Raw genomic sequence first — 21,263 nt, 5'->3', positions numbered from 1 at the left:
GGCTATGGCAGCGGTTCAATGGGCGGCCGGGCCGTCCGGTCAGGGGTCGGTCCAGGTACTGGAGTTCCTGTTCGCCTTCCTGCTCTCCGGCCTGATCGGGGTCGAGCGGCAGATCCGCCAGAAGTCCGCGGGCCTGCGGACGTACACGACGGTGGGCAGCGGCGCGGCGCTGTTCACCCTGGTGAGCAAGTACGGTTTCGCCGACGTGGTGCGCGCGGGCACCGTCGAGCTGGACCCGTCGCGGATGGCCGCGCAGATCGTGTCGGGGCTGGGCTTCATCGGCGCCGGGGTGATCTTCGTGCACCGGGGCTGGGTGCAGGGCCTGACGACGGCGGCCACGATCTGGCTCACCGCGGCGGTGGGCTCCGCCGCGGCCGCGGGCCTGCCGCTGCTCGCGGCGCTGACCGTCGCGGCGTACTTCCTCGCGTCCTACGCGATCAGGCCGTTGCTCAACCGCCTGCCCGCGCTGCACCGGCCGCCGGTCTCGTACCGCATCGTCTACCGTCCGGGCAGGGGGGTGCTGCGGGACGTGCTGGACCAGTGCACCCGGGCCGGCTTCGCCGTCTTCGAGCTGCGCACGCTGTCCGGCACGGACGGGGAGCTCCCCGGCGAGGTCTCCGAGAAGCCCGTCGAGGTCGCCCTGTCGGTGCAGGGGCAGGGCGACGCAGGCGGGCTCACCGCGCAGATCGCGGCCGTGGCCGGAGTGCTGACCTGCGTCCGCGGCCGGTCCGACGAGGAGTGACGTCCCGGCCGCGGGGGAGAGCGCGTCAGCGGGCGCCGAGGGCCGGCAGGCGCTCCATGATCCGTTCCATGCCGCTGGTCCAGTTCGCCTCCAGGGCGGCGACGGCCTGCTCCACGTCGTCGTCGAGGAGGCACTGGGCGATCCGCTCGTGCTCCTCGGCGGCGCGTTCGAGGATCTCGTGGTCGCCGACGACCACCCGCTCGTAGCGGTGGAGGGTGAGTTTGAGCGAGTCGATCAGCTCGCGCAGCCGGGTGTTGGAGCAGCCGGAGAGCAACAGCGCGTGCCAGGCGTCGTCGTAGCGCTCTATGGTGCCGTGCGGGGCCTGGGGCGCGGAGAAGGCGCGGGCCTCCGCCAGCAGCCGGGGCGCGATGGCCGAGAGGTACGCGCGGTCGGAGGTCCGCAGCGCCAGCGACTCCAGGGCGATCAGGATGGCCGTGAGGTCGAGGAACTCCTGCCGGCCGGTGGGTGCGAAGCGAAAGCCCTTGCCGCGCTCGCTGGTGATGATGCCTTCGCGCTCCAGACTGATCAGCGCCTCGCGCAACGGGGTGCGGCTGACGCCCAGTTCCTCCGCGAGGTGGACCTCGTTGATCGACTCGCCGGGGGTGAACCGGCCGTGGCCCAGCCGCTCCAGGAGTTCGTCCTTCACCTGTTCGCGCAGCGGACGCCGCTCGATCGCCATCGGGCTTTCCCTTCTTCCTCGGTCCGTAGCGTACCGGCCGGGTGACTGGTCAGGCGGTCCCGGCGCCGTCCACGGCGATGATCGCGCCGCTGACGAACGTGGAGGCGTCACTGGCGAGGAAGGCGACCGTCTGGGCGATGTCCCGAGGCTGGCCGATGCGGCCGAGCGGTCGGTCGGCGGCGTCGGCGTAGAAGGCGTCCGGGCTCTCGCCGAGCTGGCGGGCCTCCTCGGCGAGCATACCGGTGTTGGTGTCGCCGGGGCACACGCAGTTGACGCGGATGTTGTCGGGGCCGTGGTCGATGGCCATGGCCCGGGTCATGTTGACGACGGCGCCCTTGGAGGCGCAGTAGGAGACGGCCCGGCCGCCGCCCCGGATGCCCCAGCCGGAGCCGGTGTTGATGATGCTGCCGCCACCGTTCGCGGCCATCAGCGGCACGACCAGCCCGCTGAGCAGCATGACGGAGCGGACGTTGACGGCCATCACCAGGTCCCAGTCGTCGTCGGCGATGTCGCAGACGGTGGACCGGCGGATGATCCCGGCGTTGTTGAACAGCACGTCGACGCCGCCGTGCAGGTCGACGGCGGTGCGTACGGCCCGTTCGCAGTCGGCGCGTTGGGAGACGTCGCAGCGGACGAAGGTGCCGCCGGTCTCCTTGGCGGCCCGTTCGCCGCGGTCGGCGTCGAGGTCGGCGAGGACGACGGCCGCGCCGAGTTCGGCCAGCAGCGCGGCGGTGGCCCGGCCGATGCCGGAGGCGGCGCCGGTGACGATGGCGCGCTTGCCGTGGAGGTCGATCACTGGGGGCTCCTCTTTAGGGGGTCTCAGGAGGTCTCAGGGGGGCGGGTCTCAGGAGGTCCGGCCGGCCCGGCTGGTCAGATGGTCGGGCCGGTCAGGCGGTCAGGCGGTAGACGGCGCTGGCGTGGCGACCGGTGATCACCCGGACGTGCCCGGACAGGGCATCGTCCAGCTCCGGGTCACCGGTGTCCAGCAGCAGCGGGCGGCCCGCGAGGGCGGCGAGCTTCGCCTCGGTGGCGAGGACGAGCAGCCGCTCGCGGCCGGTGGCGCGCAGCAGTTCGGGGGTGAACTGCTGGTTGCCGCGGCCGAGCAGGAAGCCCTGGCCGCCGATCGGCGAGAGCGCGATCCACGGGGCGGCGGGCAGGGCCAGCAGCTGGTCGGCCCGGGCATCGCGGATCACGACCCGAGCGCCGCCGCCCGGTTGGAGGCGGAGCACGTCCACGCCGGTCAGACAGGCGTCCGCCGCGCCGAGCGCGGTGGCGACGGCGTGCGTCGTGCCGCCCGGGCCGAGGGCGAGCAGCCCGCCGGGGCCGACGCGTTCGGCGACCTCGGCGGCGATGCCGCCCAGCGCCTCGGGGTCGGCGGCGGAACTGCCGGTCTTGCGCTGCTGGACCCGGGCGGGCAGGACCGGGACGGTCAGCCACCCGTGCAGGCGGGCGGACACCCGGCCCTCCCGTAGCGCCGCCTCGTCGCGGTCCACGACCTCGGCGGACGCCAGCCGGACGCCGCCGCCCACCCAGGCCGCGGCCACCTCGGCGGCGGCGCGGGGGTGGACGGCGAAGACCGCGGAGTGCATCTTGACCCCGGCCGGGATGCCGAGGACGGGCGGTCCTGGCTCCGCACCGAGCGGGCCGAGCGATCCGAGCGCGTCGAGGACGTCGCGGGCCGTGCCGTCGCCGCCGCAGAACAGCAGCAGGCCGGCGCCGGCCGCGACGAGGGCGCGGACGGCCGCGCGGGTGTCCGCCGCCGTGGTGCCCGGGCCGGTGGGCCGGTGGACCACCGTCGCGTCGAGGCCGGCCGCCCGCGCCGCGTCCGAACCCATCGGCCCGGCCGCCGTGAGCAAGGTCGAGTGCGTTGCGAGCACAGCAAATTGACGGAGCATCAGCTCCGTGCGGGAGGTCGCGGCCGGCCGGGCGCCGAGGGTGCGGGCCCGCTGCTGGACCTCGGCGCCGTCGCTGCCCTTGAGGCCGACCCGGCCGCCGAGTCCGGCGACCGGGTTGACCACGAGCCCGATGGTGGGGCCGGTCGTCGGGTTCCCGCCCGCCGGGCGGACGGCGGGAGTCGGACGACCGGCCCCGGGGCCCGCCGTCACGGCCGCTCGCCGAGGACCTTGCGGCGGTAGGCGCGCCAGCTGACGGCCCAGACCGCCGGGTCGTCCAGCGGTTCGTGCCGGATGCGGTGCACGGTGGAGTTGTGCGGGGCCGTGCGGACGGTCTCCGGGTCCTCGTAGGCCTCGCGGGCGACCTCGGCGAGGATCGCGGCGTACTCGTCGAGGTCGGCGCGGGAGTAGGACTCGGTCGGCTCCAGTGTCATCGGCTCGGGGACGACGTACGGGTGGTGGCTGGTCCAGTAGTGGGTGCCGAAGTCGGCGGCGCGGTACCCGAGGTCCTCGCTGTGCAGGCCGGTGTCCTCGTTGAGCTGCTGCCAGCTGTAGCGGACCTGCTCGACGCGCGGGCGCCCCTTGGCGTAGGGCACGGAGACGCCGCGGATCCGCTGGACCTGGTGCATCAGGTAGTTGTTGTTGAGCACGGCGGTCTCGGCGGCCTCGCGCAGCCCCGCGGCGCCCATCGACATGATCCAGGCGTAGGCGCGGACCAGGTTCGGGACGACGCCCAGGTAGGGGCGGATCTTGCCGATGGACTCCGGCCGGTCGTGGTCCAGGATGTACCGCTCGCCGTCGAACTCGACGGTGGGGCTGGGCAGGTGGGGCGCGAGCTCGGCGGTGACGCCGCAGGCGCCGGCGGCGGGGCCGCCGCAGGCGTGCGGGGTGGAGAAGGTCTTGTGCAGGTTGAAGTGGCACAGGTCGAAGCCGGCCTCGCGGGCCCGGGTGATGCCGAGGACGCCGTTGGCGTTGGCCTGGTCGTAGGCGCACAGGCCGCCGGCGGCGTGCACGATGCGGACGAACTCGGCGATCCGGGGGTTGTAGATCCCGGTGTCCTCGGGGTTGGTGATGAGCAGCGCGGCGGTGCGCGGGCCGACGGCGGCGCGCAGCGCCTCGATGTCGGGGTAGCCGTCCGCGTCCGGGTGCAGGGTGATCACCTTGAAGCCGGCGGTCTTGGCGCAGGCGGCGTTGGAGGGGTGCGAGAAGGCGGTGGTGATGACCTCGTCGCGCTGCTCCGCCTCGCCGCGGGCGGCGAAGTGGGCGCGGATGACGGAGACGTTGGTCCAGATCGCGGCGGAGCCGGCGCCGGGTTGCAGCGAGACCCGGTCCATGCCGGAGACCTCCTTGAGCAACTGCTCAAGCCGGTGGACGAGTTCGAGCACCCCTTGGACGGTCGAGGGGTCCTGGGCCGGGTGCAGGGCGGCGATGCGCGGGTCGCGGACGAAGGCGTCGTTGACCTTGGGGCTGTACTTCATGGTGCAGGTGCCCTGGCCGACGTCGACGTTGAGGTCGGCGCCGAGGTTCTCCTGGGAGAGCCGCAGGTAGTGGCGGAGCACCTGCTGCTGGCCGAGTTCGGGCAGCGCGGCCGGGGTGGCGCGGCGCAGCGCGGCGGGCAGGCGGTCGGCGGGGCTGCCGACGGCGGCGGTGACGCCGGGTCCGGGGGTCGGCGGCAGGACGCCGCGCTCGCCGGGCGCGCCCAGTTCGAAGATCAGCTTCTCGTCCCAGCGGGCCTGGTGGAAGCGGCGCAGAGCGGGCTTGGGGGCGATCCGCGGGTCGGTCCCGCCGCTGTTCTGACGATCCGTCACTTGACGATCTCCTCAAGGGCGGTGGCGAGGCGGTCGATGTCGGCCTGGGTGTGGAGCTCGGTCACGCAGTAGCGGCCCTCGTGTTCCCCGGCCGGGGTGCCGGCGTGCAGGCCGCGGGCGAGCAGCGCGGCGGCGACCTCGGCGGCGGTGCGCCCGCCGGTGTAGCGGAGGGTGAAGTCGGCGAAGTGGACGGCCTCGGGGTCGGCGAGTTCCACGCCGGGGGCCTGGGCGAGGTGCCGGCGGGCGTAGGCGGTGTTGGCGAGGATGGTCTCGCCGATCTCGCGCATGCCGTGCGGCCCCATCAGCGAGAGGTAGACCCCGGCGGCGATGCCGTGCAGGGCGGCGGCGGTGCCGACCCACTCCTTGCCCTCCTCGCGCAGGGCGAAGGAGGTGCGCTCGTAGGCGACGTCGCCGAAGCCGTACTCGCCCGGCACGTCGGTGGGGGTGAGGCCGAAGAGGCGGCTGGGGTACTCGGCCACCAGGCGTTCGTCGTCGGCGCTGGCGATGAAGCCCGCGTTGCCGCCGCCGAAGCTGGGGTGGATGCCGAGCGGCTGGAGGTCGCCGCAGGTGAGGTCGGCGCCGAAGGAGGCGGGCGGGGCGAGCACGCCGAGGCTCAGCGGGTTGGCGCCGATGACGGCCAGCGCGCCTGCCTGGTGGGCGAGTTCGACGTACTGCGGCAGTTCGGGGTCGACCCGGCCGCAGTGGTCGGTCAGTTCGGCGAAGACGGCGGCGGCGTCGCCGGCGGCGAGGGCGGCGCGGACGGCCCCGGGCTCGGCCGGGACGAGCACGAGGTCGTGGACGCCGCGCACATAGTCGCGGATCCGGGAGAGCTTGTCCGGGTCGAGGTCGCCGACCAGCAGGAGGCGGCGCCGCCCGGTGGCCCGGCCGGCCATCCGCAGCGCGGTCGCGGCGGCCTGGAAGCCGTCGTAGGTCGGCACGTTGACGACGTCGACGGCCAGCAGTTCGGCCATCAGCGACTGGTACTCCCACAGGGCCTGGAACCGGCCGTGGTCCTCGTACGGCTCACCGGCGTAGGCGGTGAGGAACTCGCTGCGGTTGACGACCTCGTCGACCACGGCGGGCACGTGGTGGCGGTAGCAGCCGGCGCCGAGGAAGCTGCGGCCGGGCGGGACGGTGGTGTTGCGGGCGAGCAACTCCTCCATGTGGGCGACCAGTTGCGCCTCGGAGCCGAGCGGATCGGGCAGTCGCAGCGGGCGGTCCAGGCGGAGCTCGGCGGGGATGTCGGCGTAGAACTCCTCGACGCTGTGCGCGCCGATCGCCGCCAGCATGGCCTTCTTCACGTCGGGGGCGGAGTTGGGGATGTACGGGTGGGTCCGGGGGGCGCGTGCGGTCATCCTGGCACCTTCCGCGATTTCGGTCACAGGCCTTGACGGCACTGTGTGTGCTGAGTTCTGTATACAGCATTCGGCATTCACTCTTCAGGAGGCAAGATGTCGGGAGGAAAGAACTCAACCGGCACCCGGCACAGACGCCTTGACGCTCCGGCGGGCAGCCGGGCCGGATCCGGACCGGGCCCCACCCGGCGCCGGGTCCTCGGCGCCGGGCTCGCGGGCGGCGCGCTGCTGCTGACCGGGGCGACGGGCTGCGCCACCGGCGGCGCCGGCGCCCCGGACGCCAGACGGCTGGACGCGAGTTCGGGCGGCAAGGTCGCCGGGAAGATCACCATCTGGTCCTGGGACGTCGCCGCCAAGGCCATGCAACGGCTCGGCAAGGCCTTCGAACAGGCCCACCCCGGCACCACCGTCGACGTCGTCGACATCGGCTACGACAACGCCTACGACAAGATCACCGTCGGGCTCGGAGCCGGCAGCGGACTCCCCGACGTGCTGACCGTCGAGGGCCACAGGATGCCCACCTACATCGGCAACTTCCCCCACGCGCTGGTGGACCTGACCAGCCGGGCCGGCGGCCTCGCGAAGGACTTCGCACCGTCCGCCTGGCGCACCGTCACCGACGCGGGCGGCCGCGTCCTCGCCCTGCCCTGGGACAGCGGCCCGTGCGCCCTCTTCTACCGCCGCGACCACTTCCAGCGGGCCGGAATCGACCCCGCCACCCTCACCACCTGGGACGACTACCTCGCCGCCGGCACCACCCTCAAGGACCGCACCGGCAAGAAACTGCTCATCCTGGACGCCAAGCAGGACAGCATGTTCGCCCTGCTGCTCCAACAGCAGGGCCAGGGCTGGTTCGTCGACGGCAAGGTCGCCGTCGCCTCACCCGCCGCCGAACGGGCGCTCACCCTGATGAAGCAACTGGTCGACCGGGGCCTGGTCGACTTCGAGAACGGCTGGGACGGCCTGGTCTCCGGCACCCACGACGGCAAGGCCGCCACCACCCCCACCGCCGCCTGGTGGGACGGCACCCTCACCGGCGACATGGCCGACCTGAACGGCAGGTTCGGCGTCGTCCCCCTGCCCGCGTTCGACCCCGGCGGCTGCCGCACCTCCAACAGCGGCGGCTCCACCCTCTGCGTCACCGCCCAGAGCAAGAACCCCGAACTGGCCTGGGAATTCCTCTCCTTCCTGCTCGCCGACCGGGCCAACCAGGCCTCGATGATGGAGCACGAAGGCCTCTTCCCCGCCTACCTCCCGGCCCTGGACGACCCGTACTTCCAGCAGCCGGACCCGTACTACGCGAACCAGCCCGCCATGCGGCTCCTCGCCGACCTCGCCCGGTCCATCCCCACCGTCGAGAGCACCGCCGACGACTCCAAGGCCGGCGACATCGTCAACACCGCCGTCAACCAGGTGCTGCACAACGGAGCCGACCCCGGCACCGCGCTGCGCTCCGCCGCCCGCCAGATCGCCACCGCGACCAGTCGCCAGCCGGCCCCGTAGGGACACGCGCCATGACCAGTCTCCAGGCCCCCGCCCCCCGGGTGGCCGCCGCACCCGCGCGCACCGCGCCCACCCGGCGACGACGGCTGCCACGCTCCGCGGCCTGGCTCTTCGCCGGGCCCACGGCCGTGCTCTTCATCCTCTTCTTCGCCTATCCGCTCGGCGCCAGCCTCTACCAGAGCTTCACCGCCCGCCGGGACGGCGCCACCGTCTGGGTCGGCCTGGACCAGTACCGGCGGATGCTGGACGACCCGGCCTTCCTGCACTCCCTGGTCAACACCGGGATGATCCTGGCCGTCCAGGTGCCCGTGATGATCGGCCTGGCGCTGGTGCTGGCCGTCCTGCTGAACCAGTCCTGGCTGCGCTTCCGGGCCGGCTGGCGGGCCGTCTTCTTCCTGCCCGCCGTCACCACGCTGGTCGCCTACGCCGTCGTCTTCCAGGTGCTGCTGCGCACCGACGGCGGCCTGGCCAACCAGCTCCTGCACGCCCTGGGCGCCGGCCCCGTCGACTGGCTCAACTCGCCCACCTGGGCCAGGATCTCCCTGATCGGCTCGGTCACCTGGCGCTGGACCGGCTACAACGCCGTCATCCTGCTCGCCGGCCTGCACGCCATCGGCCGGGACCAGTACGAGGCCGCCGCCCTCGACGGCGCGGGCACGCTGCGCACCTACACCAGCGTGATCCTGCCGCAGCTGCGGCCGGTGGTGCTGTTCTGCGTCATCACCTCCACCATCGGCACGCTCCAACTCTTCGACGAGAACTATGTGCTGACGCGCGGCGGCCCCGGCGACGCGACCCTCACCCCGGTGGTCTACCTGTACAAGGTCGGCTTCCAGCAGCTCGACTTCGGGTACGCGGCCGCGATCGCCTGGGTCGTGGTGCTGGTCATCGCCGCCGTCTCCCTCCTCCAGTTCCGGTTCTACGGAAGGGAACGCCGCCGATGAGCGCCACCTCCGCCCGCCCCCGGCCCGCCCGACCGGCGGCCGTCCGCCCACCGGTGGCCCGCCCGCCGGCCGCCCGGCTCGGCCGCGGCGCCGTCCTGGCCGTGCTCGCCCTCGGCGCCGTCGTCAGCCTGGTGCCGTTCGCCTGGATGCTGATCGCCAGCACCCACAGCAGCTCCGAACTCTTCCACTCCCCGCCGCCGTTCCTGCCCGGCGGGGAACTGCTGCGCAACCTGGCGCACCTCCAGCAGAGCATCGGCTTCGGCCGGGTGCTGCTCAACAGCCTCGGCGTGGCCGTCGTCTACACCGCGCTGAGCTCCCTGCTGTCGGCCATGTGCGGCTACGGGCTGGCCAAGTACCGGTTCCGGGGTCGCGGGCTACTGCTCGGGCTGGTGCTGGCGACCATGATGATCCCGCTCCAGGTGCTGCTCGTCCCGCTGTTCCAGATGATGGCCAGCGTCGGCTGGATCGACAGCTACCAGGCGGTCATCCTGCCCTTCCTGGCCAACTCCTTCGGCATCCTGCTGATGCGCCAGGGCTTCCTGGACTTCCCCGACGAACTCCTGGAGTCGGCGCGCATCGACGGCTCCGGCGAACTGCGCACCTTCTACCAGGTCGTCCTGCCGTGCGTGCGGCCGCAGTTGGGCGCGCTCGTGATCTTCACCTTCATGGGCCAGTGGAACAGCTTCATCTGGCCGCTTCTGATGCTCAACACCGAGGACAAGTACACCGTGCCGGTGGCGCTCAACACACTGACCGGGCTGACCCGCGTCGACTACTCCGGCCTCATGCTCGGCTCCCTGCTGGCCACCCTCCCGCTGGTGCTGCTCTTCCTGGTGTTCCAGCGGCAGTTCGTGGCCGGCCTGCTCGGCGGAGCGCTGAAAGGATGACCCCCCGCATGACCTCCCGTACTCCTTCCCGCGCGGCCGCGCTGACCCGCGTGCCCGGCCTCCTCTACGGCGGGGACTGGAACCCCGAGCAGTGGTCCGAGGAGGTGTGGGCCGAGGACGTGAAGCTGATGGCCGAGGCCGGGGTCAACCTGGTCACCGTCGGGGTCTTCTCCTGGGCGCGGCTCCAACCAGCGGCCGACAGCTGGGACTTCGGCTGGCTGGACCGCCTCCTCGACCTCGTCCACGGCCATGGCATCGCCGTCGACCTGGCCACCGCCACCGCCTCGCCACCCGCCTGGCTGGTCCGCGCCCACCCCGAGCTGCTGCCCGTCACCGCCGACGGCGTCCGGCTGGAGTTCGGCTCGCGCCAGCACTACTGCCCCTCCTCCGCCGTCTACCGGGCCGCCGCCGCCCGGCTCACCCGGGCCCTCGCCGAGCGCTACCACGACCACCCCGCACTCGCCCTGTGGCACATCCACAACGAGTACGGAGACCACGTCCAGGAGTGCTTCTGCCCCGCGTCCGCCGCCGACTTCCGGCGCTGGCTGCGCGAGCGGCACGGCGACGTCGACGAGCTCAACCGGTCCTGGGGGACGGCGTTCTGGTCGCAGCGCTACGGCTCGTTCGACGAGATCGAACCGCCGCGCGCCGCGCCGGGGCCGGTCAACCCGACCCAGCTGCTGGACTGGCGCCGGTTCTGCTCCGACGCGCTGCTGGCCCTGCACCGCACCGAGAAGGCCGTCCTCGACGAGGTCTCACCGGGCGTGCCGGTCACCACCAACTTCATGTCGATGCTCAAGTCGCTGGACTACTGGGAGTGGAGCCGCCACGAGGACCTCGTCTCCGACGACGCCTACCCCGACCCGGCCGACCCCCGCACACACGTCAACGCGGCCATGAACTACGACCTGATGCGCTCCCTCAAGGGCGGCAAGCCGTGGCTGCTGATGGAACAGGCCCCCTCGGCCGTCAGCTGGCGGACCGTCAACCTGCCCAAACGGCCCGGCCTGTACCGGCTCTGGTCGCTCCAGGCGCTGGCCCGGGGCGCGGACGGCGTACTGCACTTCCAGTGGCGCGCCTCCGTCGCCGGGGCCGAGAAGTTCCACAGCGCGATGCTCCCGCACCGCGGCACCTCCTCGCGCGGCTGGCGGGAGACCGTCCGGTTCGGGGCAGAGCTGCGCCGGCTCGGCGAGATCGCGGGCAGCCGGATCCGCGGGCGGGCGGCCGTCCTGCTCGACTGGGACAGCTGGTGGGCGCTGGAGCTGGACGACCACCCCTCCGCGCGGATGCGCTGGCTCGACCTGCTCCGGCCCTGGTACGCGGCCCTCCACGACCGCGGCGTGACCGTCGACTTCGTCCCGCCCACCGGCGACCTCGACGGCTACCGGCTGCTGCTCGCCCCCAACCTGTACCTGCTCGACACCGCGACCGCCGCCCGGCTCACCGCCTTCGTCCAGGCGGGCGGCCACCTGGTCTGCGGCCCGTTCAGCGGCATCAGCGACCGGCACGACCACCTCCACCCCGGCGGCCACCCCGGGCCGCTGCGGCCGCTGTTCGGCCTCGTCGTGGACGAGCACTGGCCGATCCCCGACGGGGCCGCCACCACCGTCCGGCTCGATGACGGCGGGCCGGAGCTGCGGGCCGAGCACTGGAGCGAATGGATCGACACCGAGGGCGCCGAGACCGTCGCCCGCTACGCCTCCGGCGAGCTGGCGGGCCTGCCCGCCGTCACCCGGCACCGCCACGGCACCGGCAGCGCCTGGTACCTCGGCTGCCACCTCGGTGCGGACGTCGGCCGGGTGCTCGACCTGCCGCTCGCCGAAGCCGGGGTCGGCGCCGAACTGCCCGGCCTGCCGGCCGGTGTCGAGGCCACCCGCCGCCGCGCCGCCGACGGCACCGACTACCTGTTCCTGCTCAACCACGGCCCCGCCGCATGCCGGGTGGCGCTGGACCGGCGCGGCACCGACCTGCTCACCGGCGCCGACACCGGCCGGGGCGTCACCCTCGCACCGCTCGGCGCCGTCGTCGTCCGGGTTCCCGCCGCCGGCCCCGATCCGGCCTCCCCGTCCACGTCTCCGTCTCCGTCCACGCCCGCCGAGGAGCGCACATGACGCCGTTGTCCCGCCGCCGACTCCTGGCCGCCACCGCCGCCACCGGCACCGCCCTCGCCGTGGCGGGCGGCGTCGCACCGGCCGCCCACGCCGACGACCGGCAGGCCGCCCCGTCCGACCTGGCTGACCCGTCCGCCCTGTCCGACCTGTCCGACCGCTACGCCGACATCCTCGACCTGCACGGCACCCCCGCGCAGGCCTACCCCGGAGACGCCACCGGCAACAACCCGATCAACGTCTTCGCCGACCTCGGCGCCTGGCACGCCTACGCCCTGCCGCGCCCGCAGGACCCGCTCGGCGGCTTCACCGGCCCCCTCCACCTCGCCCAGGAATACCCGTGGTGGCTCAGCGACGGCCTCAACCGCCTCCAACTGACCGAGCAGGGAAGGATCCTGGACCTCGCCGCCGGCGGCGCCCCCCGGCTCACCTCGCTGCCCGGGCTGCTGCGCCAGTCCTACGACCTCGGCGGCCGCCTGGCGCTCACCCTCGAACTGCGCTTCGCCGGCAACCGCACCGCCCTGGTCAGGGCCCGGCTGGCCAACGGCGGCCCGGCCGAACGGACCCTCCAGGTCGCCTGGACCGGGACACTGCTGCGCCCGGCCACCGGCCCCCAGCACGACGCCCCCGCCCTGGTCGCCGCCGAGCGCGGCGTCGCCGTCCGGTTCGCCCGGGTACGGCAGACCTGGGACTACCTCACCGACGGCACCGAGCGCTTCGAGGTCCGCCACGCGGCGCCGGTCCGCACCACCGTCAGCGGCGACGGCCACCGCACCGAACTGGCCGGGCCTGTCCGGCTGGCCCCGGGCGCGGCCCGCACCCTGGACTGGGCCGAGAGCTACACCTTCACCGACGCCGAGCACTCCCGCGCCGTCGCCGAGGCGGACGCCGCGCTGCGCGCCCCCGACCGGGTCGCCGCGGCGGGCGCCGCCCGCTGGGCCGGGTACGTCACCCGGGCGACCGAGGGCGTCCCCGCCGCGCGCCGCCGGACGGCCGTCAAGTGCGTGCAGACCCTGGTCACCAACTGGCGCAGCCCGGCCGGGCGGATCCGGCACGACGCGGTCACGCCCACGCTCTCGTACAAGTGGTTCAGCGGGGTCTGGGCCTGGGACACCTGGAAGCAGGCCGCCGGCACCGCCGTCTTCGCCCCCGACCTGGCCGCCGACCAGATCCGGGCGATGTTCGACCACCAGATCCGGCCCGACTCCGCCGACCGCCCGCAGGACGCCGGGATGATCCCGGACTGCGTCTTCTACAACGACCCGAGCACCGGCGGCGGCAACTGGAACGAGCGCAACTCCAAGCCCCCGCTGGCCTCCTGGGCGGTCTGGGAGGTCTACCGTCGCGGCGGCGACCGGGCGTTCCTGCGCGAGCTGCTGCCCAAACTGACCGCCTACCAGGACTGGTGGTACCGCACCCGGGACCACGACGGCGAAGGCCTGTGCGAGTACGGCGCCACCGTCGACCCGGGCAACGCCGCCCCGGCGGACTGCCTGGCGGCGGCGGCCTGGGAGTCCGGCATGGACAACGCGCCGCGCTTCGACGCCGCCCTCGGCGCCGCCGTCGTCGCCAACCGCAGCGCGCAGGGCGCCCTGCTGGGTTGGTCGCTCACCCAGCGCTCCGTCGACCTGAACGCCTATCTGGCCGCCGACCACCGCGCCCTGGCCGCCATCGCCGCCGAACTCGGCGACCGCACCGCCGCCCAGCGGCTGCGCGGACGGGCCGAGGCGATCGACCGGGCCGTGCGCGACACCATGTTCGACCCGGCCACGGGCTGGTTCCACGACACCGACCTGGCCACCGGCGCCCGCCTCACCGCGCGCGGGCGCGGCATCGAGGGCGCGATCCCGCTCTGGTCCGGCACCGCCTCGCCCGCCCAGGCCCGCGCGGTCCGCAGGCTCCTGCTCGACCCGGCCGAGTTCGGCACCGCGCTGCCGTTCCCGACCGTCGCCCGCAGCTCGCCCTCCTTCGACCCGGCCGGGTACTGGCGCGGGCTGGCCTGGATCGACCAGACCTACTTCGCCATCGAAGGCCTGCGCCGGTACGGCTGGAACCAGGACGCCCGCCGGGCGACGGACCGGCTGCTGGCGACGGCGGCCGGGCTCGGCGGCGACGGTCCGCTGCGGGAGAACTACGACCCGCTGACGGGGGAGGGGCGGAACTCGACCAACTTCAGCTGGTCCGCGGCCCTGCTCCTGCTGCTGCTCCGGGTCTGACCGATTTGGCCCGGGCCTGCCACGTCCTGGCATGATCGGGGCATGGTCGAACGAGTCATTGCAGCGTGTGACGGAGCAGCCAAGGGCAACCCCGGTCCGGCGGCCTGGGCCTACGTGGTGGCGGACGCCGCCGGGGTGCCCCAGCGCTGGCAGGCCGGTCCGCTCGGGCACAGCACCAACAACGTGGGCGAGCTGACGGCGCTGGAGCAGCTGCTGGCGTCGACGGATCCGGCCGTCCCGCTGGAGGTCCGGCTCGACAGCACGTATACCCGCGACGCGGTGACCAAATGGCTGGTCGGCTGGAAGCGCAACGGGTGGAAGACCGCCGCCGGCAAGCCGGTCGCCAACCGCGAGCTGATCCAGCACATCGACGAGCTCCTGACCGGGCGGGACGTCACCTTCGTGTACGTCCCCGCCCACCAGATGAACGGCGACCCGCTGAACGCCATCGCCGACAAGGCCGCCAGCGACGCCGCCCGCCGGCAGCAGGCCGCGGGCGGAACCGCCGCCGACCTCCCCGAGCCGGACCCGGCCCGGACCACCCCGGCGCGGGCCGCCCGCCCGGCCTCCTCGTCGGCGGGCTCGTCGGCCGGTTCGTCGGCGGGCTCGTCCACGGCGAAGAAGCGCTCCTCGGGCGGTTCGCGGACCCTGGCCGCCCGCTTCCCCGGCACCTGCCCCTGCACCCGCCCCTACGCCAAGGGCGACACCATCACCAAGGTGGGCAGCAGCTGGGGGCACCCGGAGTGCGCGGGCGCCCACGCGTAGGACCTGTCCGACGCCGGACGGGCCGACACCGGCCCGCCCGGGTCCAACTCACCCCCGGGGTGGAGCCGGGTGGAGCCGGGTGGAGAAGCATCCCGGGTGAATTCTCCACCCCCGCGCCGAGGCTGACGGAACCTCACCAGTCCTAGCGTCGGACGCATGACCCGACCTACCGGCCGCACCACGGCCCGCGCCGGCGGCGCGCTGCTCACCGCCGCCCTCCTGCTCGCCGCACCACTCGCGCCGACCGCCGTCGCGGCCCCGGCGGCGCAACTCGCCTGGGGGTCCTGCCCCGCGCCGACCCCGAACGCCAACGGGGTGCCGTTCACCCGTGACCCGCGCCAGCAGTGCGCGACCCTGCGGGTGCCGCGGGACTACCACGACCCGGCCGAGGGCACGATCACCCTCACCGTCTCCCGGCTGCGCACCGCCGACCCCGCCCACCGGCGCGGCACCCTGGCCGTGGTGCCGGGCGGGCCGGGCGGCTCCGGACTCGACTACCCGGGCGAGATGGCGAAGCTGCTGCCGCCGGACGTCCTGCGCTCGTACGACCTGATCGGCTTCGACGAGCGGGGGGTGGGCAACAGCGCCCCGGTCCACTGCGACCTGTCCGCCGCCGAGCGGGACGCCCAGCTCAACTACCCCTTCCCCGGCCCCGACGGCTCGATCACCGCCAACCTCGACCAGGCCCGGCGGGTGGCCGACGGCTGCGCGGCCGCGAGCGGCGGCTACCTGGCCGACGTGACCACCGCCAACTCGGCCCGCGACCTGGACCGGATCCGGGCCGCCCTGGGCCTGCCCCGGATCTCCTACCTGGGCAGCTCGTACGGCACCTACCTCGGCCAGGTCTACGCCACCCTCTTCCCCTCGCACACCGACCGCGTGGTGCTGGACAGCACGGTGCCGCCGGGCGGGCTGGAGCAGGGGTTCAGGCTGTTCAGCGAAGGCTTCGCCGACTCCTTCCCGGCCCTGGCCCGCTTCGTCGCCGCCCAGGACGCCACCCTGCACCTCGGCGCCACCCCCGAGGCGGTCCGGGCGAGCTACCTCCGGCTGGCCGGCGAGGTCGACCGCGACCCGCTGCCGCTGTCGGGCGGCCGGCTGCTCACCGGCGGCGGCCTGCGCAGCGTCGTCTACGCCTCGCTGGTCAAGCCGAGCTACTACCCCCTCGGCGCGCGGGTCCTGCAACTGGCCGAGGAACGCGACACGACTCCGGCCCAGGCCCAGGCCCAGGCCCCGACGCCGGAGGGCGCGACGGTCGCCGCCGGGCCGACGGGCGCGGGCACCGGCGGATCGGGTGGCAACCCGCTGCCGCAGGTCATCCCCGACAACTTCCTCGCGGCCCAGTTCGCGGTGATCTGCGGCGACTCGGCCTGGCCCCGCGACCCGGCCGTCTACGCCGCCCGCACCGCCGCCGACCGGGCCCGGTACCCGCTCACCAACGGCATGAGCGGCAACGTCTGGCCGTGCGCCTTCTGGCACTACGGCTCGAAGGAACCGCCGGTCCGGGCCGACCCGGACGGCCCGCGCAACATCCTGATGCTGCAGAACCGGTACGACCCCGACACCACCTACAACGGCGCCCGGCAGACCCAGCGCGCCTTCGGGCACCGGGCGGCGATGGTCACCTTCGACACGACCGCGCACGGCGTCGACTTCACCGACCCCCGGGTGCTCGCGCCGTTCACCGCCTTCCTGCTCGGTGGCCGGCTCCCGAGCTGAGCAGACGGCCGGCCGGGGCCCCGACCCGGGCCCCGGCCGTACGTCCGTCCGTCCGCTCAGGGCTTGGCGAGCCCGCTGCGGGCACCGTTCTCGGTCCGGACCGTGAGGGCGGTCGGCGCGGGCAGGTGTTCCTGGGGGTCCGGCGGGTAGAACTGCCGGGCCCAGTGCCGCAGGGCGCCGATCGGCCCGTCGCCGGGGGCGAGCCGGGGCGGTGACAGGTACTTCTTGGTGGACCAGATCGGGAAGTCGGCCGCCGTGAACTCGCAGCTCCGCTTGAACATCGGGCCCGCCAGCAGGCTCGACAGCGACCGGCTGACCGCCCTGCCGACCGCGGGCGGCAGCCGGGACGGCTCGTCGAAGGAGAACCGGCTCGCCTGCCGGAACTGCATCCGGCCGGGCGCGACCATGGTGGCCATCACCAGTGAGCACATCTTCAGGCCGAGGGCCGGGGTGTGCACGTCGGTGTGCAGGCAGGCGAGGCCGTAACCGTCGACCTCGATCTCGACCTGGCGCCGGCCCAGCAGCGGGAAGTCCTCCTGCACCCGCATCGAGACGTGGAAGCGCGTGCCGTCCCAGTCGATCGGGGCCGCCAACTCGCCGCTCGGCCAGCCGTGCAGGGTGACGAAGTGGCCCAGGTCCACCGCGTTCTCCATGACGTCCTGGGCGTAGCCGGCCATCTCCCAGGCGGCGTGCCGGGGCGGCTGGTGCCCGAGCGTGTGCCACGACGGGATCTCCCAGTCCGGCTGCCGGCCGTCGTGGTGGCGCCAGACGAAGACGGCGTCGTTCACCTCGCGGACCGGAAGCTGCGCCAGGGAGGCCTTCGGCGGCGCGGAGCCGTACCCGGTCCGCACGCACCGGCCGTCCGGGTCGAAGGCGAAGCGGTGGAAGGGGCAGACCAGGTCGTCGCCCTCCACCTCGGCGAGGCCGAGGTGGGCCCCCAGGTGCGGGCAGTACGGGCGGATCGCGCGGATCCGCCCGCTCCGCAGCCGGTACAGCACGACGTCCTCCCCGGCCAGCCGCCGGGTGAGCACCGTGCCGGGCTTGAGCTCGTCGGAAAAGCCGACCGAGGCCCACCCGTCCGGGTACGGCAGGCCCGGCGGCAGCGCGACGTCGCCCGCGGTCGGGCCCTCACCGATGGGCTGGACGTGCTTTAAGGACTCGCGCATGAACTCTCCTCCTGGCCCGCCAGGCTCCGATCTCGGCAGCTCAGCCGGCCCTCCCGGGCGATTCGTCTCCGAACGGAACGCCCCGCATGCTAGCCGCAGACCGATGGGGCCCGCACGAACAACATGGCTGATGCCAAAGAAGTCTGATGATTCATCAGAAAATCTCCGATGCGACCTTCGACGGCCGGACGGCTGAGCGATTCCCGGCCGGGCCGATCCACCGCACCGCCGTGCAGCCTGCCCGGCGTCGGCGCGCAGGCGGGGCTCGAAGACACGCCCTGGACTTCGGGACGGCGGCAAACGCGGTGAGGGGTGCGCGAGTTGACACGGATCCTGGTCATCGGCGGCGGCACCAGCTAACGATCCGCCGCTTCGACGGCGCTCAGCGGGGCCGCCAGGTCCTCCAGGCTGCGCCGTTCCGCCCGTACGCCGATCGCGGCCTCGACCAGCCCCGCGGCCGTCATCAGGGCCGCCCCGATGCAGAACGCGAGCGTGGTGTCGGAGACCTTCCCGCTGCTCACCAGGCCGTTGAAGAGCAGCGGGCCGCTGATGCCGCCGACCGCCGTGCCGACGGCGTAGAAGAAGGCGATGCACATCGCCCTGGTCTCCAGCGGGAAGATCTCGCTGACCGTCAGGTAGGCCGCACTCGCCCCCGCCGAGGCCAGGAACAGCACGGCCGTCCAGCAGGCCGTCATGCCGGCCGCGCTCAGCGCGCCCTGCTGGAACAGCGCGGCGGTGCCGAACAGCAGGAGGCCGGAGCCGATGTACGTGCCGGCGATCATCGGCACCCGCCCGACCGAGTCGAAGAGGTGGCCCAGGAGCAGCGGGCCGAGGAAGTTGCCGACCGCGATGACCGCGAAGTAGTAGCCGGTGTCGCCCTCCGGCACGTCGAAGTAGAGGGTCAGGATGACCGCGTAGCCGAAGGTCACGGCGTTGTACAGGAACGCCTGCCCGATGAAGAGCGCGAGGCCGAGCACCGTGCGGCGCGGGTAGCGGCTGATCACGGTGCGGGCGAGCGTGACGAACCCGAGCGGGGCACGCTCGCGGATCAGGATCGGTCGGTCGGTGACGGCCGGAAGCGGTCGGCCGGTCTCCCGCTCCACGACCCGCTCGGCCTCGGCCACCACCTCCTCGGCCTCCGGGGCCCGCCCGTGGGTGAACAGCCAGCGCGGGCTCTCCGGGACGTGCCGGCGGACCAGCAGGATCACCAGGCCCAGCACGACACCGATCCCGAAGGCGAGCCGCCAGCCCACGTCGGTGGCGAACAGTGCGGTGTTCAGCAGTGCGACGGAGGCGAAGGCGCCGAGCGCGGCGCCGATCCAGAAGCTGCCGTTGATGATCAGGTCGACCCGGCCGCGCACCCGGGCCGGGATCAGCTCGTCGATCGCCGAGTTGATCGCCGCGTACTCGCCGCCGATGCCGAACCCGGTGAAGAAGCGGCAGAGGAAGAAGAACCAGGCCGTCCAGGACAGCGAGGTCACGGCGGTCGCCGCCAGGTAGACGGCGAGCGTCACCATGAACAGCTTCTTGCGCCCGAGCCGGTCGGTCAGCCAGCCGAAGAACAGCGCGCCGGAGCAGGCGCCCGCCACGTACACGGCGGCCGCGATCGTCGTCACCTGGGTCGTCGAGATGGCGATGCCGCTGCCGGGCTGCGCGAGCCTGGCCGCCATGTTGCCGACGATCGTCACCTCGAGGCCGTCCAGGATCCAGACGGTGCCCAGGCCGATCACGATCCGCCAGTGCCAGCGGGACCACGGCAGCCGGTCCAGCCGGGCCGGCACGTTGGTCTCGATGACCCCGGTTCCGGCGGACCCGGACCCGGACCCGGACCCGGCCCCGGGGGCCGCACCGTCGTGCGGGTTCCGCGCGGATGACTTCGCCGGATCGGCCATGCGGGGCTCCTTCGCTCGCCGTATCGAGACGCCCCGTCTGCCCGCTTTCCGCAGGATCGAACGCGGGCGTCCCCTTCGCTACGCTCGGTGAGCTTCGACGCTCCCTCCGTCATCATCCCCCGGGGGCGGAGGAGCCGCCCGGGGAGGCGCTGCTCCTGGCGGGCTACTGCTCGACGTACTTGCGCAGTACCTGCTGGTAGTCCGCGAACTCTGGCTCGGTGTGCAGCTTGGAGACGTCCTTCTTCAGGTAGACCATGCTGGGGCAGCTGGGTTTGGCGCTGCCCAGCAGCTGCTCGGTGCCGACCTTCCTCCCCGTCCTGGCCTCGTACACGGTCACCTCGTACCTGCCGCGGTAGAGCTTGAGGGTGTCCGAGGTGAACTTGCAGTCGGTGAGGAACTCGCCCTCGTCGGGTGAGCCCAGGCAGGCGATCAGCTGGACGCGGTACGGGTCCAGGCGGGTCCCGCTCCAGTAGTCCGGCGAGCCGGCGGCGGGGGAGGCGGGGTGCGAGGAGCCGGACTCGCTGACGGTGAACATCGCGACCGGGTGCGGTCCGGCGCCGGTGTGCTCGGCGGTCTTGGGGAAGTACTTGCGCGCGATGTTGGAAGCGCAGCCGGCGTCGAGGTCGGAGATCCGGCTGAGTGCCTTGTCGCTCGCCTTCGGCTCGAAGATCACCCAGTACACGCCGTACCCGAGGAATCCGACCATCGCCAGCGCGACCACCCGTGCGGCGATCGTCCGTCCCTTGCGCCGGCCGGGTGTCAACTGCCGTGCGGCGCCGGTGGCGGCGCGCTTCCTGGTCGCCACGGCGTAGGCGAGGAAGAGGATCGGGGACGCCGCCACCACGGCGAACAGCACGCCGATCGGGGCGTTTCCGCCGTTGAACGCGATCATCGAGAAGACCACCGAGATTGCGGCGAGCAGGACTATCAGCTTGGCCATGAACATGCCCTCCCACGGGTCGACAGCAGCCGCGAGACTACCGCTGCCGGGGTGGGGCGCGGGCGCCCGGACCCGGTCCGGACGCGCTCCTGGGGCCCGCCGCTGTCGCCGCGCCGGTGTTCCGCCGGAATTCCACCCGCATTTCCGCACCAGCGGTGATTTTCTTCCCCGCCGCTTTCCGGAGCTCTTTCGAAGTCGATTTCCGGAGGTGGTGGAGAGGAGGTCGAGAGGTGCTGGAAAGGGCTTTCCGGCGGGGGTGCGGTGTGTTGTGGTGGGGTGGTGGTGGAGCCGGTCCGCACCTCCGTGGCGGACCGGACCGGCCGGACAGCCGCTGGTGGGCGGCGTAGACGCTCGCGCATGGATGTGAGTGCGGTGGCTATGGTTCGCCGACTCGGGGTGGATTTGAATGGTGCCATGACGACGAACCGGCCGGGCTCGCAGAGCGGTAGGGGCCCGCGGATCGCGTCGGACCTCCCGATCGCCGCCGGCGCCTTCGGGACGTCGGTTCCGTCAGTTTCCTCCGTCTCTCCGAATGAGGTGCTCGTGATGGCTCGTAAGGGTGTTGTGGATCTTCCGGTCGGTGCTGGTGTGGTGCTGGTGGTGGGTGGGACGGGTAAGACCGGTCGGCGGGTGGCGGATCGGTTGGCGGG

General features: G+C 73.3%; 17 protein-coding genes. 9 read left to right on the top strand and 8 right to left on the bottom strand.

The features are described from left to right. The first annotated feature begins 4 nt into the window (after positions 1-4). Positions 5-742: an MgtC/SapB family protein gene (locus ACIP37_RS32510; protein WP_363586385.1), complete on the top strand. Its 738-nt coding sequence runs from the start codon at positions 5-7 to the stop codon at positions 740-742. Positions 743-767: 25 nt separating this feature from the next. Here the strand turns inward: ACIP37_RS32510 and ACIP37_RS32505 are convergent, their stop codons facing one another. The 5 genes from ACIP37_RS32505 to gcvPA form a co-directional block, all read right to left on the bottom strand. Beyond that, complete coding sequence (locus ACIP37_RS32505; RefSeq protein ID WP_363586386.1) at positions 768-1,421, bottom strand: GntR family transcriptional regulator; 654 nt, start codon at positions 1,419-1,421, stop codon at positions 768-770. A 49-nt stretch (positions 1,422-1,470) separates the two neighbouring features. Next, on the bottom strand, positions 1,471-2,217 hold the full coding sequence (locus ACIP37_RS32500; protein ID WP_363586387.1) for a glucose 1-dehydrogenase: 747 nt from the start codon (positions 2,215-2,217) through the stop codon (positions 1,471-1,473). A 91-nt stretch (positions 2,218-2,308) separates the two neighbouring features. After that, positions 2,309-3,439: an ATP-NAD kinase family protein gene (locus ACIP37_RS32495; RefSeq protein ID WP_400807904.1), complete on the bottom strand. Its 1,131-nt coding sequence runs from the start codon at positions 3,437-3,439 to the stop codon at positions 2,309-2,311. 83 nt (positions 3,440-3,522) lie between these two features. Further along, positions 3,523-5,121 (bottom strand): aminomethyl-transferring glycine dehydrogenase subunit GcvPB, encoded by a 1,599-nt coding sequence (gene gcvPB / locus ACIP37_RS32490; RefSeq protein WP_363631997.1) that lies wholly within the window; start codon positions 5,119-5,121, stop codon positions 3,523-3,525. Beyond that, complete coding sequence (gene gcvPA / locus ACIP37_RS32485; RefSeq protein ID WP_400807902.1) at positions 5,118-6,476, bottom strand: aminomethyl-transferring glycine dehydrogenase subunit GcvPA; 1,359 nt, start codon at positions 6,474-6,476, stop codon at positions 5,118-5,120. The genes gcvPB and gcvPA overlap by 4 nt, the downstream gene beginning before the upstream one ends. A 96-nt stretch (positions 6,477-6,572) precedes the next feature. Here gcvPA and ACIP37_RS32480 point away from each other — a divergent pair, with 96 nt between their 5' ends. The 7 genes from ACIP37_RS32480 to ACIP37_RS32450 all read left to right on the top strand — a co-directional run bounded on the left by ACIP37_RS32480 (position 6,573) and on the right by ACIP37_RS32450 (position 16,615). Further along, positions 6,573-7,979: an ABC transporter substrate-binding protein gene (locus ACIP37_RS32480; RefSeq protein ID WP_400844976.1), complete on the top strand. Its 1,407-nt coding sequence runs from the start codon at positions 6,573-6,575 to the stop codon at positions 7,977-7,979. Positions 7,980-7,990: 11 nt separating this feature from the next. Then, on the top strand, positions 7,991-8,923 hold the full coding sequence (locus ACIP37_RS32475; RefSeq protein ID WP_350884942.1) for a sugar ABC transporter permease: 933 nt from the start codon (positions 7,991-7,993) through the stop codon (positions 8,921-8,923). Continuing rightward, positions 8,920-9,810, top strand: a complete 891-nt coding sequence (locus ACIP37_RS32470) for a carbohydrate ABC transporter permease (protein WP_400844973.1) — start codon at positions 8,920-8,922, stop codon at positions 9,808-9,810. The genes ACIP37_RS32475 and ACIP37_RS32470 overlap by 4 nt, the downstream gene beginning before the upstream one ends. Before the next feature lie 8 nt (positions 9,811-9,818). Then, positions 9,819-11,921 carry a beta-galactosidase gene (locus tag ACIP37_RS32465; protein WP_400844970.1) on the top strand — a complete coding sequence of 701 codons (2,103 nt, stop codon included), beginning with the start codon at positions 9,819-9,821 and terminating at the stop codon, positions 11,919-11,921. Continuing rightward, on the top strand, positions 11,918-14,134 hold the full coding sequence (locus ACIP37_RS32460; protein WP_400807893.1) for an MGH1-like glycoside hydrolase domain-containing protein: 2,217 nt from the start codon (positions 11,918-11,920) through the stop codon (positions 14,132-14,134). Before ACIP37_RS32465 ends, ACIP37_RS32460 begins: the two co-directional genes overlap by 4 nt. A gap of 42 nt (positions 14,135-14,176) precedes the next feature. Next, complete coding sequence (locus tag ACIP37_RS32455) at positions 14,177-14,899, top strand: ribonuclease H (RefSeq protein ID WP_400807891.1); 723 nt, start codon at positions 14,177-14,179, stop codon at positions 14,897-14,899. Between the two features lie 156 nt (positions 14,900-15,055). Next, on the top strand, positions 15,056-16,615 hold the full coding sequence (locus ACIP37_RS32450) for an alpha/beta fold hydrolase (RefSeq protein ID WP_400844967.1): 1,560 nt from the start codon (positions 15,056-15,058) through the stop codon (positions 16,613-16,615). A gap of 56 nt (positions 16,616-16,671) precedes the next feature. Here the strand turns inward: ACIP37_RS32450 and ACIP37_RS32445 are convergent, their stop codons facing one another. From ACIP37_RS32445 to ACIP37_RS32435, 3 genes are all read right to left on the bottom strand, one after another. Further along, positions 16,672-17,781, bottom strand: a complete 1,110-nt coding sequence (locus ACIP37_RS32445; RefSeq protein ID WP_363586397.1) for a Rieske 2Fe-2S domain-containing protein — start codon at positions 17,779-17,781, stop codon at positions 16,672-16,674. Between the two features lie 356 nt (positions 17,782-18,137). Then, positions 18,138-19,673 (bottom strand): MFS transporter, encoded by a 1,536-nt coding sequence (locus tag ACIP37_RS32440; RefSeq protein WP_400844964.1) that lies wholly within the window; start codon positions 19,671-19,673, stop codon positions 18,138-18,140. 163 nt (positions 19,674-19,836) lie between these two features. Beyond that, positions 19,837-20,613 (bottom strand): hypothetical protein, encoded by a 777-nt coding sequence (locus ACIP37_RS32435; RefSeq protein WP_363586399.1) that lies wholly within the window; start codon positions 20,611-20,613, stop codon positions 19,837-19,839. Between the two features lie 414 nt (positions 20,614-21,027). Between ACIP37_RS32435 and ACIP37_RS32430 the strand changes: the two genes are divergently transcribed. After that, positions 21,028-21,263 (top strand): hypothetical protein (locus ACIP37_RS32430; protein WP_363631982.1); only part of this gene is annotated, 236 nt, incomplete at its 3' end.

The sequence above is a fragment of the Kitasatospora sp. NPDC088861 genome (assembly GCF_044750105.1).
Classification (GTDB): Bacteria; Actinomycetota; Actinomycetes; order Streptomycetales; family Streptomycetaceae; genus Kitasatospora.
Note: the sequence above shows the minus strand (reverse complement) of the source record. Positions and strands in the feature narration are given on the sequence as shown.